We start from the raw sequence: 20,942 nt of genomic DNA, 5'->3' as shown, positions 1-20,942 counted from the left end.
TCCGTCAGGGCCGCCCGAAGAACCCCGACGGCGGCATCGGCGACGGTACGGCGGCGCGGTCGGACGCGGCCGTGCCGGCCATCGCGCGGATCCGGGCGTCGTCGAGGACGCGGGCGGGGAACGGGTCGGCCGCGGCAGCGCGCACCAGGCCGTCGACGGGCAGCTCGCGGTCCGACCCGACGAGCACGACGTTGCCGAAGCGCCGCCCGTCGAGCACCGCGGGGGCGACGAGGGCCGCGAGGTGCGCGAACGCCGCGGCCGCGGCGGCGAACTGGGTGCGCGCGAACGCCAGCCCCGCGCCGTCGGCGATGTTGGCCACGTAGGTGCCGCCGGGCGCCAGCACGCGCGCGGCGTCGGCGACGAACTCCGCGCTCGTCAGGTGGGCGGGGGTGCGGGCGCCCGCGAAGACGTCGAGCACGAGCAGGTCGACCGACGCCGCAGGGGCGCGGGCGAGCGCGGCGCGGGCGTCGCCGACGACGACGTCCAGTTCGAGGCCGTCGGCGGGAAGGCGCGCCGACACCAGGTCGACCAGCCCGCCGTCGATCTCGACGACCCGCTGCCGCGACCCGGGCCGGGTGACCGCGACGAAGCGCGGCAGCGTCCACGCGCCCCCGCCCAGGTGCAGCGCGCGCAGCGGCGCCCCGAGGTCGGCGGCCAGGTCGACCACGTGGGCCATGCGGCGGACGTACTCGAACTCCAGGTGCGTCGGGTCGTCGAGGTCGACGTGCGACTGCGCCGTGCCGTCGACGAGCAGCGTCCAGCCCTGAGGCCGGTCGGGGTCGCCGAGCAGCTCCGCGACGCCGTGGTCGACCTCGGCGCGGACCGAGGCACGGGCCGTGCGTCCGCCGCGCGCGGGCCTCAGAGCCCGGCCCAGCCGTAGACGTGGTCGACGGTGGCGCTCAGCAGCACGCGGCGGTCGGCGACCATCGCGGTGCGGTACTCCTCCCAGTCGGGGTGCTCGCCGCGCAGGTCGCGGTAGAGCTCGGCCAGCGCCTCGACGGTCGCGTCGTGCGGGTCGGCGGCCACCGGCGTCAGATCGGCGATGCCCTCGGCGACGGCGTACGCGCCGAGGTCGGGGCGGGTGACCTGATAGGTCAGGCGCGGATCGCGGCGCAGGTTGCGGGTCTTGGCGCGGTCGTCGGTGACCGAGATCCGCAACCGGCGGGTGTCCGGGTCGAAGGCGTGCGAGACCACCGAGGACTGCGCGCGCCCGTCGTGCTTGAGTGTGATCAGCGTGCCGCCCCCGATCTCGGTGAACAGGGCGAGCAGCTGCGGGTCCAGGGCCATGGGTGCTCCGTCGGGCGGTGGTCGTTGTCCGGTCCGGAGTACCACACCGGGCGTCGGTGGACGCGTGAGGTGATCGCTGCGGGCAGGAGTTGTCCACATCGGGGTGCGTCCGTCCCCAGGTTCCGCGGTTCTCTCGACGACGGGGGGTGGGGGCGGGAGGGTCGGGGTTCTTGGCGGTGACAGAACGCGGGTGCAGCGGGTCGCTGGGCGCGGGGGTCGCCGGGCGTGGTGCTTCGCCGGCCGGGCCTCGCGCGGTCGGGACGGGGCACCGTGCCGGAGCACGTCCGGTTGGGCCCGCAGGGCGGTGGAAGGCGTGGTGTCCGAGGTACAGGGAGGCGCGACGGAGGGAGGCGGGGCGGCGATGGGTGCGGTGCTGACGGGTGCGGTGCTCGGCGCGGTGGCCGGGGGCCTGGCGCGGGTGCTGCTGGGCCGGCTGCGACGCGGGGCGCGGGTGCGGACTCCGGTGTGCGAGGCCGTCGTCGGGGTGGCGTGGGCCGGGATCGGTGCCGGGTGGGCAGCGGGGGTCTGGACCCCGCCGTGGGTGGTGCTGCTGCTCGCGCTGACGTGGTTCGCCGCGGCCGCCGGGGTGGTCGACCTGCGGCACCGCCGGCTGCCCGACGCCCTGACCCTGCCCGCCGTGCCCGCGGCGCTGCTGCTGGTGGCGCCGCTGGGTCCGACAGCGCTCGGGCGGGCCGCGGTGGGTGCGGTTCTCGCGTGCGGGGTGCACGCGGCGGTGCACCTGGCGTCGCCGCGCTCGCTCGGGGCGGGGGACGTCAAGCTCTCCGCGTCGCTGGGGGCGGTGCTCGCCGCGGTGTCGTGGGGCGCGTTGCCGCTGGCGGCGGTGCTGGCGTCGCTGCTGACCATCGTGGCCGCGGTCCGGCCCCGGGCGGTCGTCGCGGCGGCGGTGACCGGTGGGCTGCCGGGCCGTCCGCGGGCGCCGGTGCCGCACGGGCCGTCCATGCTCCTGGCCGCGTCGGCGGTGGTCGCGGCCGGGGCGCTGCGGTGGTGAGGTGGGGGACTGGTGAGAGAATGGCGCCGTGCTGCGTTGGATCACTGCCGGGGAGTCCCACGGTCCTGCGCTGGTCGCCGTGCTGGAGGGCATGGTCGCCGGTGTCGGGATCACGACGAAGGAGCTGGGTGCGGAGCTCGAGCGCCGCAAGCTCGGCCACGGGCGCAGCCCGCGCATGGCGTTCGAGGCCGACGAGCTCGAGGTGATCGGCGGCCTGCGGCACGGCCTCACCCAGGGCGGCCCGGTGGCGGTGCGGATCGCCAACACCGAGTGGCCGAAGTGGGAGACCGTCATGGCGGCCGACCCGGTCGACCCCGAGCTCATCGCCGGGCGCGCCCGCAACGCCCCGCTGACCCGCCCCCGCCCCGGTCACGCCGACCTCGCCGGGATGACGAAGTTCGGCTTCGACGACGCCCGCCCGGTCCTGGAGCGCGCCAGCGCCCGCGAGACGGCCGCGAAGGTCGTGATGGGCACGGTGGCGAAGGCGTTCCTCGCCCAGGCGCTCGGCGTGTCGATCGTGTCGCACGTCGTGGCCATCGGCGCGGTCGACGCCCCCGACGAGGACCCCGTGCCCGGCCCCGGCGACCTCGAGCGCGTCGACGCCAGCCCGGTGCGCGCCCTCTCGCCGGAGACCTCGGCCCGCATGATGGCCGAGATCGACGCCGCCCACGAGGACGCCGACACCCTCGGCGGCGTCATCGAGGTGATCGCCTACGGCATGCCGGTGGGCGTGGGCTCCTACGTGCAGTCCGACCGCCGCCTCGACGGCCGCCTCGCCGGGGCCCTGATGAGCATCCAGGCGATGAAGGGTGTGGAGATCGGCGACGGCTTCCGCACGGCTCACCGCCGTGGTAGCGCGGCGCACGACGAGATGATCCCGGGCGACCCGGTGAAGCGGCTGTCCAACCGCGCCGGCGGCATCGAGGGCGGCATGACCAACGGCGAGCCCGTGCGGGTGCGGGTGGCGATGAAGCCGATCTCCACCGTCCCCCGCGCGCTGCGCACGATCGACACGGCCACCGGCGAGGAGGCCACCGCGATCCACCAGCGCTCCGACGCCTGCGCCGTCCCCCGCGCCGGTGTGGTGGCGGAGTCGATGGTGGCGCTGGTGCTGGCCGACGCGGTGCTGGAGAAGTTCGGCGGCGATTCCCTCGCCGAGACCCGCCGCAATGTCGAGGCCTACCGGTCCGCCAACGCCTGACCCGCCCCGCACGCTCGCCGGGGTCGCCTCCGAGCCGCGGGCCGCACCCGGGTGCCGGCCGGCCGTCGTTCGTGGGCGCGCTCGATGTTCCCGCGCGCGTCCCGTGCTCCCGCGCGGCCCCGGGAGCGCGCGGGACCTGGAAAGGCGCGCGGCAACCGGGAACGCGCGCGGGAACCGCAACGCGCGGGGACCGGGAACGCGAGCAGCGCGCCCGACCACCAACTGCGCACCCACCGGCCTCCCGCGCACGTCCCGACGTGCGCAGACCGCCACGACGTGCGCAGTTCGGTGGAGCGGGTCAGCTGGGCCGGCCCGTCGCCTTCCGGATCGCCTCGCGGAACGTCGCCGCCCGGCTGCCCGTCGGCGGGGCGGGGGCGTCGGGGGCCTGCGCGTCGTCGAACGGCTCGAACGGCGTGCCCGACCCCGCGCCGTCGCGTTCCCGGAGCTGGGGCTCGAGGTGGGTCTGGTCGTCGCGGCGGGGGAGCGGCAGCTGCTCGCGGCGCGGGGGGAGCCGGTGGTCCGGCCCGTCGGCGCTCACCGCGCGGTCCCGCACCGAGGCACCGCGCACCGAGGCACCGCGCACCGGACGACCCCCGCACGCCGGGGCGCGGGAACGCGGGCGTGCCGGGCGGAGGTGCGGGGCTCGCTCGCGGGGCGGGCCACCGGGACGCGGGGGGTGCCGCGCTCGCCGTCGTTCACGCCGGTTCTCCGATCGTGCGATCACCCCGCGGAACGGGGCCGGACTCGTCACCGTGCGCTGCACCGGTGCGCCCGCACGCTATCGCGCCACCGGGTCGGGTGATCCACGCGGGCCCGCGGCGGACGCGGAGGGTCACCGGCCGGTGCGGCCCGGCGCGCACCCCCGCGCGGTCACTACCCTCGGACGGATGACCGTCCCCCTCCGTCCGGTGCTGGTGCTCGTCGGACCGCCCGGCGCCGGCAAGTCGACCGTCGGCAAGGTGCTGGCCCGCCGCCTCGGCGTCGGCTTCACCGACGTCGACGCGCTGATCGTCGAGCGGGCCGGCAAGCCGATCGCCGACATGTTCCTGCAGGACGGGGAGGCCGCGTTCCGCGCGCTGGAGCGCGAGGTCGTCGCCGAGGCGCTGACGGGCGTCGACGGGGTGCTCGCCCTGGGTGGAGGCTCCGTGCTCGCCGACGAGACGCGGGCGGCGCTGCGCGGGCACCGGGTCGTGCACCTCACGGTCTCCCTCGCCGACGGCCTGCGCCGCACCGGCATGTCGTCGGCGCGGCCGCTGCTCGCCGGGGTCAACCCGCGGGCCACGTTCAAGGCGCTGCTCGACGCCCGCGCACCGCTGTACCGCGAGGTCGCGACGGTGGAGGTCGACACGGCGCGGCGCAGCGCCAACCAGGTCGCGCGCGCGGTGCTGCTGGCGCTGGGGGAGATCCCGGCCGACGCCCCCGAGTCGCCCGCCGACCCGTCGGACCCCCTCGACGTCCCTACCCCCCACGAGAGCGCGCTGCTCCCGAACCCCGGGCTCCCCGACACCGCCCGGAACTGACGGGGCCGGACCGACGGGCGGCCGGGACCGACAGGCGGCCGGGACCGACAGGCGGCCGGGACCGACGGGGCCCCGCACTAGGCTGGCCCCGTGATCCGGATCGACGTCGCCACCGCCTCGCCCTACCCCGTGCTCGTCGGACGGGGGGCGCGGGCCGAGGTCGCGGGCACCGTCACCGGGCTCGGCGCCGCGAAGGCCGTCGTCGTGCACCAGCCATCCCTGGCCGACCAGGCCGAGGAGCTGCGGGCGTCGCTGGTCGCGGCGGGGGTCGACGCGCACCGCGTGGAGGTCCCCGACGCCGAGGACGGCAAGACCCTCGCCGTCGCCGGGTTCTGCTGGGAGGTCTGCGGCTCGGTCGGGCTGACGCGCGGCGACGTCGTGGTGTCGCTGGGCGGCGGTGCCGTCACCGACCTCGCCGGGTTCGTCGCCTCGGCCTGGATGCGCGGCGTGCGGGTCGTGCACGTGCCGACCACGCTGCTCGCGATGGTCGACGCGGCCGTCGGCGGCAAGACCGGCATCAACACCGCGGCCGGCAAGAACCTCGTCGGCGCCTTCCACGAGCCGTCGGCGGTGCTCGTCGACCTGGCCACGCTGGAGACGCTGCCCGCCGACGAGCTCGTCGCCGGCAGCGCGGAGATCCTCAAGACCGGCTTCATCGCCGACCCGGTGATCCTCGACCTCGTGGAGCGCGACCCGAAGGCCGCGCTCGACCCCACCGGCGACGTCCTGCCCGAGCTCGTCCGGCGCTCCATCCAGGTCAAGGCCGACGTCGTGGCCGCCGACCTGCGCGAGTCGCACCTGCGCGAGATCCTCAACTACGGCCACACGCTGGGCCACGCCGTCGAGCGCCGCGAGGACTACCGGTGGCGCCACGGCAGCGCCGTCAGCGTCGGGCTGGTGTTCGCCGCCGAGCTGGCCCGCGCCGCCGGGCGCCTCGACGACGCCACCGCCGACCGCCACCGCACGGTCCTCGAGTCCGTCGGCCTCCCCGTCCGCTACGAGCCCGGCGTGCTGCCGGAGCTGGTGGAGACGATGCGCGGCGACAAGAAGTCGCGCTCGGGGATGCTGCGGTTCGTCGTCCTCGACGGCCTCGCGCGCCCCGGACGGCTGGAGGGTCCGGCCCAGGAACTGCTCGAGACTGCCTACGAGAAGCTGTGCCGGTGAAGCAGAGTGGGCTCGTGAACGTCCTCGTCCTCAACGGGCCCAACCTTGGCCGCCTCGGCACCCGCGAGCCCGATGTGTACGGCGCCACCACCCACGCCGACCTCGTAGCGCTGTGCGTGCGCACGGGGGAGGAGCTGGGCCTGGCCGTCGAGGTCCGCCAGACCGACCACGAGGGCGAGATGCTCGGCTGGCTGCACGCCGCCGCCGACGCCGGCACGCCCGTCGTGCTCAACGCCGCGGCCTGGACGCACACCTCGGTCGCGGTGCGCGACGCCTGCGCGCAGCTCACCGCGCCGCTGGTCGAGGTGCACATCTCGAACGTGCACCAGCGCGAGGAGTTCCGGCACCACTCGTTCGTCTCGGCCGTCGCCGACGGGGTGATCGTCGGCCTCGGCGTCACCGGCTACACCCTGGCGCTGCGCTGGATCGCCGAGCGCCCCCGGTAGCGCGGCGCGTCGCGTCGGTACCCGATGGTCAGTACCGGGGTTCGCGCTCCGGCGGGTAGCCCTCGGCCCGCGGTGCCACCACGGGGCGCGCCCGGCGGGCCATCGCCAGGCTGGCCACCAGCCCGATGACGCCGACGACCGCCAGGATCCAGCCGATGAGCTCGAGGTCGATCCCCTCGACGTCGATGTTCACGGCCAGGGCCAGGATCAGGCCGATCGCGATCAGGGCGATGCTCGATCCGATTCTCATGGCGCTCTGTACCCACTCGGAGCGGTGGTGAACCCCTACCGACCTACGCTGGGCGGGTGCCCCCCTCCGACCGCCGCGCCGCCCTGCGCGCCCTGCTCCCCGCCCGCGACGTCGACGCGCTGCTGGTCACCGACCTGGTCAACATCCGCTACCTCACCGGCTTCACCGGCTCCAACGCCGCGCTGCTGGTCCACGTCGACGGCGACGACCGGAGCCGCTTCTGCACCGACGCCCGCTACCGGTCGCAGTCGGCGGCGCAGGTGCCCGACCTGGAGCGTGTCGAGGACCGCGCGTGCGCCCGCACCCTCGTGGCCGCAGCGGCGGGGGGGCGGGTGGGGTTCGAGTCCGACACCGTCACCGTCGACGCCCACGCCGCGCTCGTCGAGGCCGCCGGCGACACCGCGCTGCACCGCGTGCCCGGGCTCGTGCAGCGCCTGCGGATGGTGAAGGACGAGGCGGAGATCGACGCGCTGCGCGCCGCGTGCGCCGCCGCCGACGCCGCGCTGACCGACCTGGTCGACGCCGGCGGCATCGCCCCGGGACGCACCGAGCGGGATGTGGCGCTCGACCTCGAGGACCGCATGCGCGGCCACGGGGCGCAGGGCCCGGCGTTCGGGACGATCGTCGCGGCCGGCCCGCACTCCGCCGTGCCCCACCACCGCCCCACCGACGCCGTGCTGCGCCGCGGCGACCTCGTCACGATCGACTTCGGCGCGCTGGTCGGCGGCTACCACTCCGACACGACCCGCACGTTCGTCCTCGGCCCGCCCGCCGACTGGCAGTGCGAGCTGCACGCCCTCGTGGCCGCGGCCCAGCAGGCCGGGCGCGACGCGCTGGCCCCCGGCGCCGACGTCGTCGCCGTCGACGCGGCCGCCCGCACGGTCTGCGAGGACGCCGGTCGCGGCCGGGAGTTCCTGCACGGGCTGGGTCACGGCGTCGGGCTGCAGATCCACGAGGCGCCGCTGCTGGCGCGCACCGGCGTCGGCGTCCTCGCGGCCGGCATGGCGGTCACCGTCGAGCCGGGGGTGTACCTGGAGGGCCGCGGCGGCGTCCGGATCGAGGACACCGTCGTCGTCCGCGACGGCGGGCCCGAGGTGCTCACCGCGACCACCAGGGAACTGCTGCCCCTGTAGGGGCGGGTACCCTCACGTGCGGACGACGGCGCCGGGACGGTGCCGTCCGCGAGACACACCCGGCGCGCCTCCGCACGGCAGCCGCGCGCCCCGAACCGATGCAGGAGACCCGCTCACGTGGCCACCACGAACGACCTGAAGAACGGCCTGGTGCTCAACCTGGACGGCCAGCTCTGGGCGGTCACGGCGTTCCAGCACGTCAAGCCCGGCAAGGGTGGCGCCTTCGTGCGCACGACGCTGAAGAACGTGATGACCGGGAAGGTCGTCGACAAGACCTTCAACGCCGGCACCAAGGTCGAGACCGCCACGGTCGACCGCCGCGACATGACCTTCCTCTACCGCGACGGCGCCGACTTCGTCTTCATGGACGGCGACACGTTCGACCAGATCCCGATCCCCGAGGGCACCGTCGGCTCCGCGGCCGGCTACCTGCTGGAGAACCAGGTCGCGATGGTCGCGCTGCACGAGTCGGTGCCGCTGTTCGTCGAGCTCCCGACGTCGGTCGAGCTCGTCATCAGCCACACCGACCCGGGCCTGCAGGGCGACCGCTCGACCGGCGGCACCAAGCCCGCCACGCTGGAGACCGGCGCGGAGATCCAGGTGCCGCTGTTCGTCACCACCGGCGAGAAGGTCAAGGTGGACACCCGCGACGGGCGCTACCTCGGCCGCATCTCCTCCTGATCGCCCGAGCCCCGACATGCTGAGAGCCCGCACCAAGGCCCGGAAGCGGGCACTGGACATCCTGTTCGAGTCCGAGGCCCGCGGCGACGATCCGCTCGCGGTGCTGGTGCAGCGCAGGGAGACCGACGACGCCCCGCCCGTCTCGGAGTACGCCGCGATGCTCGTCGAGGGCGTCGTCGAGCACCGCGAGCGCATCGACCAGCTCCTCGCCGAGCACGCCGAGGGCTGGACCGTGGCGCGCATGCCCGCGGTCGACCGCGCGCTGCTGCGCATCGGCGTGTTCGAGCTGCTGTGGGTCGACGAGATCGACGACCCGGTGGCGATCACCGAGGCCGTCGAGCTGGCCCGCACGCTCTCCACCGACGACAGCCCGCGCTTCCTCAACGGCGTCCTGGGCCGCATCGCCGACATCGGCGAGCAGCTGCGCGCCGCGCGCTGATCTGCGCTGACGCGCTCGTGAGCGGCAACCGTGGCCCTGGCCACGGTCGCCGCTCACGGCTGTGTTCTGGGTCCCACCCCGTCGAATCGATTCGACCCCCGGCGTAGCGTCGGCCGCTGCCGTATCCGCCGACCGCCCGGAGGGCCGCCGTGCCGCTCGCGATCGTCGTCATGGCGCTGGGCACGTTCGCCATCGGGCTCACCGAGTTCGCCGTGATGGGCCTGCTGCCCCGCATCGTCGGCGACCTGTCCGTCTCCCTGCCCGTCGGCGGCAACCTCGTCACGGCCTACGCCATCGGCGTCGTCGTCGGGGCGCCGCTGCTCACGGCGGCGGCCGTGCGACTGCGCCGGCGCACCGCCCTGCTGCTGTTCATGGGCCTGTTCGCCGCGGGCAACGCGCTCGCGGCCGTGGCACCGACGTTCGGGCTGCTGCTGGTCGCGCGGTTCGTCTCGGGCCTGCCGCACGGCGCGTTCTTCGGCGTCGGGGCGCTGGTGGCCGCGTCGCTGGTGGCGCCGAACCGGCGGGCCTCGGCGGTGGCGTCGATGGTGCTCGGGCTGACGCTGGCCAACCTCGTCGGCGTGCCCGCGGCCACCGCGCTCGGCGGGGTCGCCGGGTGGCGCCTCGCCTTCGCGCTGATCACCGTGCTGGCGCTGCTCTGCGTCACCGGGATGGTGCTGACGCTGCCGCGCGACGCGGTCGCCTCCCGCCCCAGCATCGGTGCCGAGTTCGCGGCGCTGCGCCGCCCGGTCGTGCTGCTGGCGCTGAGCACGGTGGTCGTCGGCGGCGGCGGGCTGTTCGCCTTCTACACCTACATCGCGCCGATGATGACCGACCTCGCGGGCTTCGCCCCGGCGGTGGTCCCGCTGCTGCTGGCGGCGTTCGGCCTGGGCATGACGGTGGGCACGGTCGCGGGCGGGCGCCTGGCCGACCGGTTCGACCCCCGCCGCGTCGTCATCGCGATGCTCGCCGTGCAGACGGTGGTGCTCGTGGTCGCGGTGCCCGCCCTGCGCTCGCCGGTGCTCGCGCCCGTGGTGGTCTTCGCGGTCGGCGCGGCCGGGCTGGCGATCGTGCCCGCGGTGCAGTCGGTCGTGCTGGACGCGGCGGGGGAGGCCCCGGCGCTCGCGTCGGCGTCGATCCAGTCGGCGTTCAACCTCGCCAACGCCATCGGCGCGGCCGCGGGCGGGCTCGTGCTCACCGCCGGGCTCGGCCTGGCGGCCCCGTCGGCGGCCGGGGCGCTGCTGGCGGCGCTGGGGATCGTCCCGGCCGTCGCCGCGATCCGGTACGCGCGGCGTCGGGCCGCACCGGTCGCCGTCGCGCGGTAGGACCCGGATGTGCGAACGGCCCTCCCGTCCACGCGAGGTGGACGGGAGGGCCGTTCGGCCGTGCGTGCGGGTGCCCTTCCCCAGGCACCCGACCGTCACGTCGCGGGCCGGGCCTCCGGGGGCAGCACGCCCCAGTCGATGAGCTGGTCGGTCAGCTCGCCCGGGCTCTTGTCGTAGATGATCGCGAGCGAGCGCAGGTCCTCGGCGCGGATGCTGAGCACCTTGCCGTTGTAGTCGCCGCGCTGGCTCTGGATGGCGGCGGCGTAGCGGGCCAGCGGGCCCACCTTGTCCGCCGGGAGCTGCTGGAGCCGCTCCAGGTTGATGACGATCTTGGTGGCGGGCTCGGAGCCCGACGGCACGCGACCCTCGGGCAGGAGCTCGGCCACCGGCACGCCGTAGAAGTCGGCCAGCTCGGCCAGCTTCTGGACGGTGACCGCACGGTCACCGCGCTCGTAGGAACCCACGACGACGGCCTTCCAGCGCCCGCCCGACTTCTGCTCGACGCCGTGCAGCGACAGACCCTGTTGCTGCCGGATGGCGCGGAGCTTCCCGCCGAGCGCCTTGGCGTAGTCGCCCATGCGGCGACCCCTTTCGTGACTGGCGCCGACCCTCGCGGGCCGGCGTCGGAGGAACTGAGGTTCTCGGGGAGGCCGGCGCTCGGGAACGCCGGAGGTCGTCTCGGGTGGTGCCCCCCGCGGCCGAGGCCGCCCGAGAAACGGTCGATCAATACGGAGAGTAATCATGCGCTCGCCGTCGCGTCTGGTCAAGTTGTCGGACCCGTCCCCGGCCCGTTACGCCCCGGTTCCACCCTAATGGCTGATCGACACGCCGCCGCCAGGGCTTTCATCGGTGGGGTGCTCCACCCGTCACGGGCAGTTCGTGACCGGAGCGTGATCGGCGTGTGACGGATGGGACTCCGGAGGGTGGCAGACGGGGTCGCATCCGGAGCAGGTGTGATGCTCCCGATGCCCGGGCCTTCGGAGGCGGGCCGCGCGGTGACCCGCTGGTACGGTCGCCTCCACACCGTTCCTTTAAGGCCCGTCCGGTGAGGCGGGGAAGGAGAGTCACTCGTGGCGATCGATCGCCGCGGGGACGTCGCGGGCGCACCGGGTGACCGGGTGCTGCTGTCCGCCGCGGACGTCACCCGCACCATCGCGCGCATCGCGCACCAGATCATCGAGAAGACGGCGGGCGACGACGGCGTCGTCCTCATCGGGATCCCCACCCGCGGCGCCGTGCTGGCGCGCCGCCTGGCCGCGGCCATCGGGGAGTTCTCCGGCACCGTCCCCGGCGTCGGCTCGGTCGACGTCACGCTCTACCGCGACGACCTGCGCCTGCGCCCGACCCGCGCGCTGGAGGACACCGAGGTGCCCGACGGCGGCCTCGAGGACCGGCTCGTCGTCCTCGTCGACGACGTGCTGATGTCGGGCCGCACCGTCCGCGCCGCGCTCGACGCGCTGGCCGACCACGGCCGCCCGCGCGCGGTGCAGCTCGCGGTCCTCGTCGACCGCGGCCACCGCGAGCTCCCCGTCCGCGCCGACTACGTCGGCAAGAACGTCCCCACCAGCCGGGAGGAGCAGATCCTGGTGCTGCTGACCGAGACCGACGACGTCGACGGGGTCCGGCTGCGCCGCGGCGCCGACGGTGCCGACGGGCCCGTACAGGGCGGGACCGACCAGGAGGGCCCGGCGTGAGGCACCTGCTCTCGGTCGCCGACCTCGACGCCGCCGCCGCCACCGCCCTGCTCGACACCGCCGACCGCCTCAAGCAGGCCCTGCTGGGTCGCGAGGTCCGCAAGCTCCCCACGCTGCGCGGCCGCACCGTGATCACGATGTTCTACGAGAACTCGACGCGCACCCGGGTGTCGTTCGAGATCGCGGGCAAGTGGATGAGCGCCGACACGGTCAACGTCAGCGCCTCCGGCTCGTCGGTGTCGAAGGGGGAGTCGTTGCGCGACACCGCGTTGACGCTCTCGGCGATGGGTGCGGACTGCGTCGTCGTGCGGCACCCCGCCTCGGGCTCGGCGCACCGCCTCGCCGGCTGGATGGACTCCGAGATCGGCGGCGGCCACACCTCGATCGTCAACGCCGGCGACGGCACGCACGAGCACCCCACCCAGGCGCTGCTCGACGCGGCCACGCTGCGCGACCACTTCCGCGCCCGCGGGTCGGGCACCATCGCCGGGCGCCGCATCGGGATCGTCGGCGACGTGCTGCACAGCCGCGTCGCGCGGTCCAACGTGCTGCTGCTGGCCACCCTCGGCGCCGATGTCGTGCTCATCGCGCCGCCGACGCTGCTGCCGGTCGGCGTCGAGCAGTGGCCCTGCCGCGTCAGCCCCTCGCTCGACGCCGAGCTGCCCGCGCTGGACGCGGTGATGATGCTGCGCGTGCAGGCCGAGCGCATGCACGGCGCGTTCTTCCCGTCGGCGCGCGAGTACGCCGTCGGTTACGGCCTGTCCGAGGCCCGTGCGGCCCTGCTGCCCGAGCACGCCCCGGTGCTGCACCCCGGCCCGATGGTGCGCGGCATGGAGATCGCGCCCGCGGTCGCCGACGGCCCGTCCTCGGCCGTGCTGGCGCAGGTCGCCAACGGCGTCCACGTCCGCATGGCCGTGCTCTACCACCTCCTCGCGGGAGCACCCGAATGACCGACCAGACCACGACCGACCAGAGCACGACCGACCTGCTCATCACCGATGTCCGCCCCTACGGCGGCGACGCCGTCGACGTCCTCGTCCGCGACGGGGTCGTCGCCGAGATCGGCCCCGGGCTCACCGCGCCCGCGGATGTGTCCACGTTGGACGGCGGCGGGCACGTGCTGCTGCCCGGCTTCGTCGACCTCCACGTGCACCTGCGCGAGCCCGGCGGCGAGGAGTCCGAGGACGTCGCCACCGGGTCGGCCGCGGCCGCGCTGGGCGGGTTCACCGCCGTGTTCGCGATGCCCAACACCGACCCCGTCGCCGACTCCGACGTCGTCGTCGAGCACGTGTGGCGGCGCGGACAGGAGGTCGGCCTGGTCGACGTCCACCCGGTCGGCGCCGTCACCGTCGGACTGGCCGGGCAGCAGATGGCCGAGCTCGGGACGATGGCCGCCAGCCGCGCGCAGGTGCGGATGTTCAGCGACGACGGCAAGTGCGTCAACGACCCGCTGATCATGCGGCGCGCGCTGGAGTACGCCTCCGCGCTCGGCGCCGTGATCGCCCAGCACGCCGAGGACCACCGCCTCACCGGCGGCGCGCAGGCCCACGAGGGCGTCGTCGCGTCGCGGCTCGGGCTGGCCGGCTGGCCCGCCACCGCGGAGGAGACGATCGTCGCCCGCGACTGCGCGCTGGCCCGCGAGGCCGGTGCGGCCCTGCACGTCTGCCACATCTCCTCGGCCCGCACCGTCGACGTGCTGCGCGCGGCCAAGGCGGCCGGGGTGCGCGTGAGCGCCGAGGTCACCCCGCACCACCTGCTGCTCACCGACTCGCGCCTGAGCGGCTACGACCCGGTCAACAAGGTCAACCCGCCGCTGCGCACCGCGGAGGACACGAAGGCGATGCGCGCGGCGCTGGCCGAGGGCGTCATCGACGTCGTCGCCACCGACCACGCCCCGCACGCCTCGCAGTACAAGGACACGGAGTGGCAGGCCGCACGTCCGGGCATGCTCGGGCTGCAGACGGCGTTCTCCGTACTCGTGCACACGATGGTGGAGCCCGGCCTGCTCGACTGGCGCGGCGTGGCCCGCGTGCTGTCGGAGCGGCCGGCGGAGATCGGCGGGCTGTCCGACCACGGACGCCCGATCGCTGCGGGGGAGCCGGCGACGTTCGCGCTGGTCGACCCGGACGCCCAGTGGACGGTGCGCGGTGCCGCGCTCGCCAGCCGGGCGTCGAACACCCCGTACGAGGGGATGCGGCTGCCCGGTGCGGTGGTCGCCACCGTCCTGCGAGGACGGATCACGGCGCAGGACGGGAAGGTGACCCCATGACAGCGGTACTGGTGCTCGAGGACGGGCGGATCTTCCGGGGCGAGGCCATCGGAGCGCTCGGGACCGGGCTCGGCGAGGCGGTCTTCACCACCGGGATGACCGGTTACCAGGAGACGCTGACCGACCCCTCCTACCACCGCCAGATCGTCGTGCAGACCGCGCCGCACATCGGCAACACGGGCTGGAACGGCGAGGACGACGAGTCGGCCGGGATCCAGGTCGCCGGGTACGTCGTGCGCGACCCGTCGCGGTCGGCGTCGAACTGGCGCTCCACCGGCTCGCTCGCCGACGCGCTGCGGGAGCAGGGGATCGTGTCGGTCGCGGGCGTCGACACGCGGGCGCTGGTGCGACACCTGCGCGAGCGCGGGGCGATGCGCGCGGGCGTGTTCTCCGGGCCCGACCTGGCCGACGACGACGTCCTGGTGCGCCGCGTGCTCGACAGCCCGCGCATGGAGGGCTCCGACCTCTACGGCGCCGTCACCACGCGCGAGCCCTACGTCGTGCCGGCGTCGGGGCCGACCCGGTTCCGGGTGGCCGCGCTGGACGTCGGCATCAAGTCCAACACCCCGCGGATGCTGGCGCAGCGGGGGATCGAGACCCACGTGCTGCCCGCGTCGACGACCATCGAGGAGATCGAGGCGCTCGCGCCGGACGGGTTCTTCCTGTCCAACGGCCCCGGCGACCCGGCCACCGCCGACGGCCCCGTCGCGCTCACGCGCGCGGTGCTGGAGCGGCGCATCCCGCTGTTCGGCATCTGCTTCGGCAACCAGATCCTGGGCCGCGCGCTGGGCCGGGGCACCTACAAGCTGCCCTACGGCCACCGCGGCATCAACATCCCGGTGATCGAGCACGCCACGGGCCGGGTCGCGATCACCTCGCAGAACCACGGGTTCGCCGTCGAGGGCGAGGCGGGGGAGGAGTTCGACACCCCCGTCGGCCGCGCGCGCGTCACGCACACCTGCCCCAACGACGGCTGCGTCGAGGGCCTCGCCGCGCTGGAGGTCCCCGCGTTCAGCGTGCAGTACCACCCCGAGGCCGCGGCCGGACCGCACGACGCCGCCGACCTCTTCGACCGCTTCGTCTCGCTCATGGCAGGAGAAGACTGATGCCCCGGCGCGAGGACATCCGGCACGTGATGGTGATCGGCTCCGGGCCGATCGTGATCGGCCAGGCGTGCGAGTTCGACTACTCGGGGACGCAGGCGTGCCGCGTGCTGCGAGAGGAGGGCATCCGCGTCTCGCTGGTGAACTCCAACCCGGCGACGATCATGACCGACCCCGAGTTCGCCGACGCCACCTACATCGAGCCGATCACGCCCGAGTACGTGGAGAAGGTGATCGAGGCCGAGCGCGACGCCGGGTTCCCGATCACCGCGATCCTGGCGACGCTGGGCGGGCAGACCGCGCTCAACACCGCGGTCGCGCTGCACGAGAACGGCGCGCTGGAGCGGCACGGCATCGAGCTCATCGGCGCCGACTTCGACTCCATCCAGCGCGGCGAGGACCGGCTGAAGTTCAAGGAGATCGTGCAGTCCGTCGGCGGTGACGTCCCGCGCTCCGCGGTGTGCCACTCGATGGACGAGGTGCGCGCCGCGGTCGGCGAGCTGGGGCTGCCGGTCGTCATCCGGCCCTCGTTCACGATGGGTGGGCTCGGCTCGGGCATGGCCCACACCGACGAGGACCTCGAACGCCTGGCGGGCGGCGGCCTCGCGGCGTCGCCGGTCACCGAGGTGCTCATCGAGGAGTCGGTGCTCGGGTGGAAGGAGTACGAGCTCGAGCTCATGCGTGACCACCACGACAACGTGGTCGTCATCTGCTCCATCGAGAACATCGACCCGATGGGCGTGCACACCGGCGACTCGATCACCGTCGCCCCGGCGATGACGCTGACCGACCGCGAGTACCAGCACATGCGCGACGTCGGCATCGAGGTGCTGCGCGCGGTGGGCGTCGACACCGGCGGCTGCAACATCCAGTTCGCGATCCAGCCCGACACCGGGCGGCTCGTCGTCATCGAGATGAACCCGCGCGTCTCGCGGTCCTCGGCACTGGCGTCGAAGGCCACCGGGTTCCCGATCGCGAAGATCGCCGCGCGGCTGGCCGTCGGCTACACCCTCGACGAGATCCGCAACGACATCACCGGCGAGACCCTCGCCGCGTTCGAGCCCACGCTCGACTACGTGGCCGTGAAGATCCCGCGGTTCGCGTTCGAGAAGTTCCCCGGTGCCGACCCCGAGCTGACGACGACGATGAAGAGCGTCGGCGAGGCGATGGCGCTGGGCCGGTCGTTCCCGGAGGCGCTGGGCAAGGCGCTGCGCTCGATGGAGACCACCGCGGCCGGCTTCTGGACCACCCCGGACCCCGAGGGCGAGCCGGAGATCCGCGTCCCGGTCGACGGCCGGATCTACGAGGTCGAGCGCGCGCTGCGCGAAGGCGCGAGCGTGGCCGAGGTGGCCGCGGAGACCGGGATCGACCCCTGGTTCCTCGACCAGATCCTCGCGCTCACCGAGCTGCGCTCCGAGATCCTCGACGTGCCGGTGCTCGACGCGGCGGTACTGCGCCGGGCCAAGCGCGCCGGGGTGTCGGACCGCCAGATCGCGGCGCTGCGCCCCGAGCTCGCCGGTGAGGCCGGGGTGCGCACGCTGCGCCACCGCCTGGGCGTGCGGCCGGTCTACAAGACCGTCGACACCTGCGCCGCGGAGTTCCGCGCGCTCACCCCGTACCACTACAGCGCCTACGAGACCGACCCCGCAGCGGAGTCGGAGATCGCGCGCCAGACCGACCGGCCCAAGGTGCTGATCCTCGGCTCGGGGCCCAACCGCATCGGGCAGGGCATCGAGTTCGACTACTCCTGCGTGCACGCGGTGATGGCGCTGCGGGAGGCCGGGTTCGAGACCGTGATGGTCAACTGCAACCCCGAGACCGTGTCGACCGACTACGACACCGCCGACCGCCTCTACTTCGAGCCGCTGACGTTCGAGGACGTGCTGGAGGTCGTGCACGCCGAGCAGGCCAGCGGCACCGTCGTGGGCGTGATCGTGCAGCTGGGTGGGCAGACCCCGCTCGGGCTGGCCGACCGGCTCACCGAGGCCGGGGTGCCGGTCGTCGGCACCAGTGCCGCCGCGATCGACCTGGCCGAGGACCGCGGCGCGTTCGGCGAGGTGCTGCGCCGCGCCGGGCTGCCCGCGCCGGCGTTCGGCATGGCCACCACCTTCGACTCGGCCCGCGAGATCGCCGCCCGCATCGGCTACCCGGTGCTGGTCCGGCCGTCCTACGTGCTGGGCGGGCGCGGCATGGAGATCGTCTACGACGACGCGACGCTGGAGGGCTACATCTCCCGCGCCACGACGATCAGCGACGCGCGCCCCGTCCTCGTCGACCGCTTCCTCGACGACGCGATCGAGATCGACGTCGACGCGCTGTGCGACGGCACCGACGTCTTCATCGGCGGGGTCATGGAGCACATCGAGGAGGCCGGCGTGCACTCCGGCGACTCCTCCTGCACCCTGCCGCCGGTCACGCTGGGGCGCAGCGTGCTCGACGAGGTCCGCCGCTCGACCGAGGCGATCGCGCACGGCGTCGGGGTGCGCGGGCTGCTCAACGTCCAGTACGCCCTGCACGGCGAGACGCTCTACGTGCTGGAGGCCAACCCCCGGGCGTCGCGGACGGTGCCGTTCGTCTCCAAGGCCACGGCGGTGCCGCTGGCCAAGGCCGCCGCGCGGATCATGCTCGGCGCCACCATCGCCGACCTGCGCGCCGAGGGGCTGCTGCCCGCCGAGGGGGACGGCGGGGTGCTGCCGCCCGACGCGCCCGTCGCCGTCAAGGAGGCGGTGCTGCCGTTCAACCGGTTCCGCACCAGGGACGGCCGCGGGGTCGACCCGCTGCTGGGCCCGGAGATGAAGTCGACCGGCGAGGTCATGGGCATCGACGCGTCCTTCGGCCCGGCGTTCGCGAAGTCGCAGGCCGGGGCCTACGGCTCGCTGCCGACCTCGGGGCGGGTGTTCGTGTCGGTGGCCGACCGCGACAAGCGCACCATGGTCTTCCCGATCCGGCGCCTGGCCGACCTCGGCTTCGAGATCCTGGCCACCGGCGGCACGGCCGACGTGCTGCGCCGCCACGGCATCGCGACCACGGTGGTGCGCAAGCACTTCGAGGGCAGCGAGGAGGTCGAGACGATCGTCGACCTGATCCTCGCCGGGGAGGTCGACATGATCATCAACACGCCCTACGGCAACTCCGGGCCCCGCGTCGACGGCTACGAGATCCGCGCGGCCGCGGTCGGGCGCGGCGTCCCGTGCATCACGACGGTGCAGGGAGCGGCGGCCGCCGTGCAGGGCATCGAGGCGATGCGGGCCGGGCAGATCGGCGTGCGCTCCCTGCAGGAGGCGCACGCGGCGCTGCTCAAGGCGCGGACGTGACCTTCGGCGCGCGGCTCGCCGCGGCCGTCGCGGAGCACGGCCCGCTCTGCGTCGGCATCGACCCGCACGCCCCGCTGCTCGCGCGGTGGGGCCTGCCCGACGACGCCGACGGCCTGGAGCGCTTCGCGTCGGTCTGCGTCGAGGCCCTCGCCGGGAGGGTGGCGGCGGTCAAGCCGCAGTCGGCGTTCTTCGAGCGCCACGGGTCGCGCGGCGTCGCGGTGCTGGAGCGGGTGCTGGCCGCGTTCGCCGGTACCGGGACCCTGACCGTCCTCGACGTCAAACGCGGCGACATCGGCTCCACGATGGGCGGCTACGCCGACGCCTACCTCGCCCCGGGCGCCCCGCTCGGCGCCGACGCCGTGACGCTCTCGCCCTACCTCGGCTTCGGCTCCCTCGACCCGGCCCTGGCCGCGGCCGACGCGGCCGGGCGCGGGGTGTTCGTGCTCGCGCGGACCTCGAACCCGGAGGGCGCCGGGGTCCAGCTCGCCACGCTCGACGGGCGCAGCGTGGCCCAGGGGATGGTCGACGGCGCGGCGGAGCGCAACGCCGGCGCCGATCCGCTGGGCTCGGTCGGGGTGGTCGTCGGCGCGACGACGGAGCACGGCCTGGACCTGGGCGCGCTCCACGGCCCCGTCCTGGCCCCCGGCCTGGGGGCGCAGGGCGCGGGCCCGGCCGACATCGCCGCCCGGTTCGCCGGGGTGCGCGGGGTCGTCCTGCCGGCGGCGTCGCGGTCGGTGCTGGCGGCGGGTCCGGACGCGGCCGGGGTGCGGGGGGCGGCGGAGGCGCTGCGGGACGAGCTCGCCTGAGCGTTCCGCGGCGCCCTACGGCGCGTACAGCGCCCCGATCACCGCCTTCGCCAGCTCGACGGCCGGTCCGCGGCCGTCGACGCTCGGGGCGAGCGAGGTCCAGGTGACGACGGTGATGTCCCGTTCGGGGTCGTGCCCCATGAACGAGTTGAAGCCCGGCAGCTCGCCCGAGTGCCCGTAGAGGGTGCCGAACCGGGCGAGCCCGAGCCCGTAGCCGGGGCTCATGGGGTCGGCCGGGTCGACGGGCCGGACGCTGTCGAGCCGCTGCTGCTGGAGCTCGGGGCCGAGCAGGCCGCCCCCGACGAGGGCGCGGACGCAGTCGGCGAGGTCCTCGGCGGTGGAGACGCCCGCGCCAGCGGTCCAGGCCCAGGACGGGTTGGCGTCGGTGACGTCGGTCGGGGCGAGCGTGCCCGCCCGCGCCTGCGCCTGCACGTCGTCGGGCAGCACCAGGCTGTCGATCGTCTCGACGTTGCCGCCGTAGGTGTACCCCCGCGGGTGCGGGTCGGCGAGGGCGGCCGAGTCCCGGTCCGGGAACGCGGACCCGTCCATTCCGAGCGGTGCAAACAGGCGCGTGCGGAACTCCTCGGCCACCGGAGTGCCGGTGACCTGCTCGATGACCAGCCCGAGGAGCACGGTGTTGGTGTTCGAGTAGTTGTAGCCCTCGCCGGGCGGGTAGAGCGGCGGCCGCCGGAAGGCCATGTCCAGCAGCTCCTGCGGCGCGTACGAGCGCGCCGGATCCGCGTCCATCGCCTCGTTCAGCTCGAGCGCCTGGGTGTAGTTGTCCAGCCCGCTGCGCATGGAGAGCAGGTGGGCGAGGGTGATCGCGTCCCCGTTCGGGACGCCGGGCACGTAGGTCGAGATCGGGTCGTCCAGGCCCAGCCTGCCCTCGTCGACGAGCTGCAGGACGACGGTCCCGGTCCAGGTCTTCGTGTTGCTGCCCACCCGCACGTGGTCGCCCAGCCGCACCGGCTCGGTGCCCCCGTACGCCCGGGTGCCGATGGTGGTGCTCCAGTCACCGAGCTCGGGCGAGCGGACCAGCACGACGGCGCCGGTCACCAGCATCTCCTGCGCGAGGGCCTCCAGGCGAGGCGCCAGATCGGCGGCGTACGCCGGGACGGGCGGGTCGACGGCGGGTGCTGCGGCCACGGGGGCGCCGCAGCCGGTGACCCACAGGAGGGCGGCGACCGCCACGGCGTGGAGCGCCCTGCGGCGCGTTCCGGTGCTCGTCACGGGTGGCCTCCCCACCTCGGCGGTCCGGACACTGTGGAGTACGGCAGGGGCTGGCACAAGGGCCGGCCGGGGAC

21 protein-coding genes are annotated in these 20,942 nt (G+C 74.8%); 15 read left to right on the top strand and 6 right to left on the bottom strand.

From position 1 onward, the window contains the following. Nucleotides 1-4 precede the first annotated feature (4 nt). Both I4I82_RS32290 and I4I82_RS32285 read right to left on the bottom strand, forming a co-directional pair. Entirely contained in the window at nucleotides 5-754 is a 750-nt protein-coding gene (locus tag I4I82_RS32290) for a spermidine synthase (RefSeq protein WP_225922664.1), read from the bottom strand. Between the two features lie 104 nt (nucleotides 755-858). After that, on the bottom strand, nucleotides 859-1,287 hold the full coding sequence (locus I4I82_RS32285; RefSeq protein WP_218594556.1) for a PPOX class F420-dependent oxidoreductase: 429 nt from the start codon (nucleotides 1,285-1,287) through the stop codon (nucleotides 859-861). 361 nt (nucleotides 1,288-1,648) lie between these two features. On the opposite strand from I4I82_RS32285, the gene I4I82_RS32280 reads away from it, so the two are divergent. Continuing rightward, nucleotides 1,649-2,296 carry a prepilin peptidase gene (locus I4I82_RS32280; protein WP_218596352.1) on the top strand — a complete coding sequence of 216 codons (648 nt, stop codon included), beginning with the start codon at nucleotides 1,649-1,651 and terminating at the stop codon, nucleotides 2,294-2,296. 28 nt (nucleotides 2,297-2,324) lie between these two features. Continuing rightward, the gene (aroC, locus tag I4I82_RS32275; protein ID WP_218596351.1) at nucleotides 2,325-3,497 is read left to right on the top strand and encodes a chorismate synthase; all 1,173 of its coding nucleotides are present in this window, start codon (nucleotides 2,325-2,327) and stop codon (nucleotides 3,495-3,497) included. A gap of 298 nt (nucleotides 3,498-3,795) precedes the next feature. On the opposite strand, the gene I4I82_RS32270 is transcribed toward aroC, so the two are convergent. Then, nucleotides 3,796-4,065 (bottom strand): hypothetical protein, encoded by a 270-nt coding sequence (locus tag I4I82_RS32270; RefSeq protein WP_218596350.1) that lies wholly within the window; start codon nucleotides 4,063-4,065, stop codon nucleotides 3,796-3,798. Nucleotides 4,066-4,384: 319 nt separating this feature from the next. Between I4I82_RS32270 and I4I82_RS32265 the strand changes: the two genes are divergently transcribed. The 3 genes from I4I82_RS32265 to aroQ all read left to right on the top strand — a co-directional run bounded on the left by I4I82_RS32265 (nucleotide 4,385) and on the right by aroQ (nucleotide 6,627). After that, nucleotides 4,385-5,017: a shikimate kinase gene (locus tag I4I82_RS32265; RefSeq protein ID WP_218596349.1), complete on the top strand. Its 633-nt coding sequence runs from the start codon at nucleotides 4,385-4,387 to the stop codon at nucleotides 5,015-5,017. 90 nt (nucleotides 5,018-5,107) lie between these two features. Next, nucleotides 5,108-6,181, top strand: coding sequence for a 3-dehydroquinate synthase (gene aroB / locus I4I82_RS32260; RefSeq protein WP_218594798.1), 1,074 nt, complete (start codon nucleotides 5,108-5,110; stop codon nucleotides 6,179-6,181). A gap of 14 nt (nucleotides 6,182-6,195) precedes the next feature. After that, nucleotides 6,196-6,627, top strand: a complete 432-nt coding sequence (gene aroQ, locus I4I82_RS32255; protein ID WP_218594801.1) for a type II 3-dehydroquinate dehydratase — start codon at nucleotides 6,196-6,198, stop codon at nucleotides 6,625-6,627. A 28-nt stretch (nucleotides 6,628-6,655) separates the two neighbouring features. Here aroQ and I4I82_RS32250 read toward each other — a convergent pair whose 3' ends face one another. Then, nucleotides 6,656-6,877 (bottom strand): DUF6458 family protein, encoded by a 222-nt coding sequence (locus tag I4I82_RS32250; protein ID WP_218594799.1) that lies wholly within the window; start codon nucleotides 6,875-6,877, stop codon nucleotides 6,656-6,658. Between the two features lie 56 nt (nucleotides 6,878-6,933). Between I4I82_RS32250 and I4I82_RS32245 the strand changes: the two genes are divergently transcribed. From I4I82_RS32245 to I4I82_RS32230, 4 genes are all read left to right on the top strand, one after another. After that, nucleotides 6,934-8,010, top strand: coding sequence for a M24 family metallopeptidase (locus tag I4I82_RS32245; protein ID WP_218596348.1), 1,077 nt, complete (start codon nucleotides 6,934-6,936; stop codon nucleotides 8,008-8,010). A gap of 117 nt (nucleotides 8,011-8,127) precedes the next feature. Continuing rightward, a complete protein-coding gene (gene efp / locus I4I82_RS32240) occupies nucleotides 8,128-8,691 on the top strand; it encodes an elongation factor P (RefSeq protein ID WP_172162168.1) in 564 nt (187 codons plus the stop codon). A 19-nt stretch (nucleotides 8,692-8,710) separates the two neighbouring features. Then, complete coding sequence (nusB, locus tag I4I82_RS32235) at nucleotides 8,711-9,130, top strand: transcription antitermination factor NusB (protein ID WP_218590525.1); 420 nt, start codon at nucleotides 8,711-8,713, stop codon at nucleotides 9,128-9,130. Nucleotides 9,131-9,279: 149 nt separating this feature from the next. Continuing rightward, entirely contained in the window at nucleotides 9,280-10,452 is a 1,173-nt protein-coding gene (locus tag I4I82_RS32230; protein WP_218590519.1) for an MFS transporter, read from the top strand. A 95-nt stretch (nucleotides 10,453-10,547) separates the two neighbouring features. On the opposite strand, the gene bldD is transcribed toward I4I82_RS32230, so the two are convergent. Further along, a complete protein-coding gene (bldD, locus tag I4I82_RS32225) occupies nucleotides 10,548-11,030 on the bottom strand; it encodes a transcriptional regulator BldD (protein WP_172162172.1) in 483 nt (160 codons plus the stop codon). Nucleotides 11,031-11,522: 492 nt separating this feature from the next. Between bldD and pyrR the strand changes: the two genes are divergently transcribed. The 6 genes from pyrR to pyrF are packed head-to-tail and all read left to right on the top strand — an operon-like array spanning nucleotide 11,523 to nucleotide 19,638. Continuing rightward, nucleotides 11,523-12,146 (top strand): bifunctional pyr operon transcriptional regulator/uracil phosphoribosyltransferase PyrR, encoded by a 624-nt coding sequence (gene pyrR / locus I4I82_RS32220; RefSeq protein ID WP_275948783.1) that lies wholly within the window; start codon nucleotides 11,523-11,525, stop codon nucleotides 12,144-12,146. Further along, a complete protein-coding gene (locus I4I82_RS32215) occupies nucleotides 12,143-13,096 on the top strand; it encodes an aspartate carbamoyltransferase catalytic subunit (protein WP_218590518.1) in 954 nt (317 codons plus the stop codon). Before pyrR ends, I4I82_RS32215 begins: the two co-directional genes overlap by 4 nt. After that, on the top strand, nucleotides 13,093-14,415 hold the full coding sequence (locus I4I82_RS32210; protein WP_218590517.1) for a dihydroorotase: 1,323 nt from the start codon (nucleotides 13,093-13,095) through the stop codon (nucleotides 14,413-14,415). The genes I4I82_RS32215 and I4I82_RS32210 overlap by 4 nt, the downstream gene beginning before the upstream one ends. Then, nucleotides 14,412-15,521 carry a glutamine-hydrolyzing carbamoyl-phosphate synthase small subunit gene (gene carA / locus I4I82_RS32205; RefSeq protein WP_218590516.1) on the top strand — a complete coding sequence of 370 codons (1,110 nt, stop codon included), beginning with the start codon at nucleotides 14,412-14,414 and terminating at the stop codon, nucleotides 15,519-15,521. The genes I4I82_RS32210 and carA overlap by 4 nt, the downstream gene beginning before the upstream one ends. Next, on the top strand, nucleotides 15,521-18,832 hold the full coding sequence (carB, locus tag I4I82_RS32200) for a carbamoyl-phosphate synthase large subunit (protein WP_218590515.1): 3,312 nt from the start codon (nucleotides 15,521-15,523) through the stop codon (nucleotides 18,830-18,832). Before carA ends, carB begins: the two co-directional genes overlap by 1 nt. Next, a complete protein-coding gene (gene pyrF, locus I4I82_RS32195) occupies nucleotides 18,829-19,638 on the top strand; it encodes an orotidine-5'-phosphate decarboxylase (RefSeq protein WP_218590514.1) in 810 nt (269 codons plus the stop codon). The genes carB and pyrF overlap by 4 nt, the downstream gene beginning before the upstream one ends. A 15-nt stretch (nucleotides 19,639-19,653) precedes the next feature. Here pyrF and I4I82_RS32190 read toward each other — a convergent pair whose 3' ends face one another. Next, entirely contained in the window at nucleotides 19,654-20,868 is a 1,215-nt protein-coding gene (locus I4I82_RS32190) for a serine hydrolase domain-containing protein (RefSeq protein WP_218590513.1), read from the bottom strand. Nucleotides 20,869-20,942: the final 74 nt, after the last annotated feature.

Origin of the sequence: Pseudonocardia oceani (genome assembly GCF_019263585.2) — a bacterium.
GTDB classification, from domain to species: domain Bacteria; phylum Actinomycetota; class Actinomycetes; order Mycobacteriales; family Pseudonocardiaceae; genus Pseudonocardia; species Pseudonocardia oceani.
This window is presented reverse-complemented; position numbering and strand designations above follow the sequence as displayed.